This is a genomic window from Desulfobacula sp. (genome assembly GCF_021107415.1).
Map to the genome: position 1 here is coordinate 1 of NZ_JAIOSW010000232.1, position 3,717 is coordinate 3,717.

Annotated in this window: 4 protein-coding genes; all 4 read right to left on the minus strand. The window is 36.7% G+C overall.

What is annotated here, in order from left to right; genetic code table 11:
- Nucleotides 1-208: 208 nt before the first annotated feature.
- The 4 genes from K8S13_RS12620 to K8S13_RS12635 all read right to left on the minus strand — a co-directional run bounded on the left by K8S13_RS12620 (nucleotide 209) and on the right by K8S13_RS12635 (nucleotide 3,482).
- On the minus strand, nucleotides 209-1,219 hold the full coding sequence (locus K8S13_RS12620; RefSeq protein WP_291462963.1) for a hypothetical protein: 1,011 nt from the start codon (nucleotides 1,217-1,219) through the stop codon (nucleotides 209-211).
- Nucleotides 1,220-1,875: 656 nt separating this feature from the next.
- Complete coding sequence (locus K8S13_RS12625) at nucleotides 1,876-2,103, minus strand: hypothetical protein (protein ID WP_291462964.1); 228 nt, start codon at nucleotides 2,101-2,103, stop codon at nucleotides 1,876-1,878.
- A 376-nt stretch (nucleotides 2,104-2,479) separates the two neighbouring features.
- Nucleotides 2,480-3,133 (minus strand): DUF4145 domain-containing protein, encoded by a 654-nt coding sequence (locus tag K8S13_RS12630; protein ID WP_291462965.1) that lies wholly within the window; start codon nucleotides 3,131-3,133, stop codon nucleotides 2,480-2,482.
- A 136-nt stretch (nucleotides 3,134-3,269) separates the two neighbouring features.
- A complete protein-coding gene (locus K8S13_RS12635) occupies nucleotides 3,270-3,482 on the minus strand; it encodes a type II toxin-antitoxin system HicB family antitoxin (RefSeq protein WP_291462967.1) in 213 nt (70 codons plus the stop codon).
- Nucleotides 3,483-3,717: the final 235 nt, after the last annotated feature.

The following is a 3,717-nucleotide window of genomic DNA, read 5'->3' on the forward strand; positions in this document are numbered from 1 at the left end:
ACAATATAATAACATGGAGCGCTTCGTATCCCCGATATTGGCAGACTCGAACAGGAGTTGTGTGTAACGGTGCATGTTGCATTCCTCACAGATAACGTGGAGCTCACCTGCACCAGAAGCCAATAAGGTCTTGGCAAAAGCGAAGTTTTACTCTGAAATGGCAGATGCGAAAAACGCGCCGGCTTCTGGTGTCGGGTGGAGCGCATGGTTAGGGCCTAATTGATTTCCGTGATGTTAGCTTCTTGTTTTCAACTAATTTTTCTTTTGCAGGATTCATTACCCAATCATGTATGGATTCTATATTCAGACAAAGTCCTCCAGCCCACTCACCAAGCACTCTTGAGTAGTTTTTATAAGGATGTCCATTAGATTCTATTTCGGATATTTCATCTTTCGCTTTATTGTGGGCCACAATGACAGCCTGCCAAACTATAGCGCAAGAGTGTATTGATAATAGTCCGTCTTCAAGTATTTCCCGCTTTCTATTGTTGTTACTTACTCTTATCACTATTATTACAAATGAAAATAGAGAGATTATCATAAAAAAATAACTATTGAAGTCTTCACCTTTTAAATAAAACTGAATTGATGCAAAGATTACCGGAATAACCCCTAAAAAAGCTATCATATGAAGAATTTTCATCATTTCTTTTAAATAACTTCCTGAGTAGTATTGAACAATCTGTCTCCCTTCTTCTTTGTTATAGGTATTATCTTTTAGGTTTTCAGAAACTTTATACCATTTATAAGCAATATCTTTATCTTTAGGTTTGTCTTTTCCTATTCCTAAAAAAGTTTCTGTCTCATAGATGGCATTATACAAACTGGCTTGAACTATTCTCCAAGCGCGCATAGCCTCTTCCCATCCTACAATCCAACATTTATTTCTCTCAGAAGTGTCAAAAAGATATCTAGTCCTTTCAAGGTGGAGCTCGTAGCCAAAGTGTCGATTTGCAGTTCCATATTTATAGGTACCAATACGTGCTACTGTTAAGCAAACCAATGATATTATTAAACCAACAAGTGAAATAAATGGCGCTTCCCCAGTTGGCTGTACTTTTATTATATATCCAAAAATGATACCATTAAATGCTAAACTATGAAAAGAAAACTTTGTAAAGCAGTCTTTTACATTATTGGCTTCACTCCTGAGACTATCTACTAAATTCTCGTAATCTCTGTTCCGCGAATTCGAATTATTTGTTACAGAATCATTCAAAATGCCTCCTTTTTATCGTCGATATATATTCAGCTTTTTCGTCAGAAATATCAGCCCTAACGTGGAGCTCACCTGCACCAAAAGCTAATGATGACTTCGCAAAAGCGACGTTTTATACCGAAAATAGCAAAGGCTAAAAACGCGCGGGCTTTTGGTGTGCGGTGGAGCGCATTGTTCTACGTCAGCTCAGAACTTTGTTATTGTTGAGCTACAAATCTTGTGCATACGTAACATGCCGAGACAACTCCATAATCCGCGATTGTTATTTTGTGCATGAACGAAAACTCTTGCCGCATAATTTGTTCGGTTTTGCTCACTGAAACTACATTTTAGTAATTGCTTGATATTCGTAGGCTTGGGTTGAGGTTCAAAGCACAATATAATTGACTATGCTCAACCAAACCTACTGAAAACTGGACTTTTCGTTCACACTATTTAAAAAAGAAATTCGCAGCTCAAAATAGTGCTGTGTTGCCTCATTGCTCTTATATGTTAGTAGTCAGAAACAAGTAACTGCTCCAGATTCCACGCGTTTTAGCGCATCGGCTTGATGGGTTTGTTATGTGATGATTTGCTAGCGTGCTTCAGTGCATCGAAGGTGACAATGCCAATACCAAGAACAAAAACAATAAAAACAGCTATTAATAACCATTCCATCACAATTCCTCCAATTCATCAATTTTGCGATACGCCGCTTTGTTTACCCAAACAATGCCGACGGTTACCGACAAAATGCCAACGGCACAGATTACAAGAAGGAAGCTCGGTACCTTATTGTAATTCTGTGCCATCCAAGCGACTATAGAAATGTCGGTGGCGACCAAGATCCCGAACACTACTTTCAGCCATCCTATTTCTTCTTTTAATTTGTCAGTTTTGGACATCTGTATACCTTATCCGTTTCTCGCATAACTATCTCGCGAATATCAAAGCGTAGAAAACTATTCTGAAAATCGACTTTTTCAGCATGCTTTCTTCTTGGCAGACTATCTTTACACAACGCAACTCTACGAAGATTACTGCTCCGTTTGAAATAACGTTTTTAGTATATTTTGTGTCAATGCGATAAACAATGGTTTTAAACCGTACGATAGCTCCTAATTCTTGCAAATGTAGAACGGCAAGGATAACCTGATGAAAAAGCAAACAAAATATGGCTAAAAAGAGAAGAAAGATTGATAACCAACAAAATTTGTAGACATCAAAAAACGGCCAGGCTTTTTCAGTCAGAGTTCATCCTTTTGTTAGACTTTGATTGAGCTATTTGCTTGTTGTTTGACGACGTTTCATTAACGCTTCATAACGCTGCGTTAATGAAAAAACATAAATCAAGATTGCTTCAGTAAATTCAAGAATGTCCTGTGCGTCTTTTTTTGAAATGGGGGTATCTATATCATGAGCAGCTTCATTGCCGATTAACCGGATTTGATGTCCCCATTTTAACAATCTATCATCTATATGCTTTTCTTCTTTTAGTTTTTCTAGTCTCTTATTAAGATTGCTACCAGAAACATTTAAGATTTTACATAAGCCTTCTAAACACTTTCTGCACATAAGTACACAAGGATCAAAAAGAGATACTTTATATGACCTCAACGCTTGAATGTATGCACTGTGAATTGAATTAGGTAAATACTCAATAGCGATTTTTGATTCCGTTGGATATAAAACGACTGTATCTGTAACAGTTTCAAACTCAGCAGGAACGCCCTGCAATGATTCTTTTATGAGGAAAGGATGATTGCACCGACGGCAGAGGCAAACTGTATAATGCTCCGCGTTGTACATTGCATCAACCTCATCATCTGGATTTAATGCATCGCTTTGAAATTTACCTGTCGCATCTGTAATGACTTTTGCTTCGACGAGCATGTTGCATTCAGGACAAAAAACATTAAAACTTTCTTTTTGCATAAATAAATCCCATTTTTTAAGAGTCTAACATATTATTAAGCTGCAATTTTCCATATAACACTCTTTATTTTCCATATTATACGGAAACTATATGTTACAAATTAATTTTACAATGTGTTCTCACAAAAATAAGGCTTCACGCATACATCAAACGCCCCTTTGGCTGTGGAATCGGCCTGCCTAATTCTTTTGCCGTTTCAACCCATTCTGATATTATAATTTCAGCATTACTGATAGCTTCCTGATATGTTTTACCGTCAGCCATACAACCAGGTAGTTCTGGGACTTCTGCTATGAAAGATTTATCTTCGTTACTCCAAAAAATTATTATTTCATACTTGTTTTCCATATTAATCGGAAAATATCCTTTCAATTAAAATTTGTACGCTTTGTTACTACAAAGATAAGAATTTTGTTACATCTCCTCAACTTCCTTCAAATTATTCTCGCTGTCCATGTCAATCAAAACAATAAAGGGGTTGATTACGGCACAGTATGGTTTTTACCCTTTGCTTATTTCAGTTTGCAACTGAAATGCAGGCAGACATTTGCATTTGTAATTGTAAAAATAATTTTGTATTAAT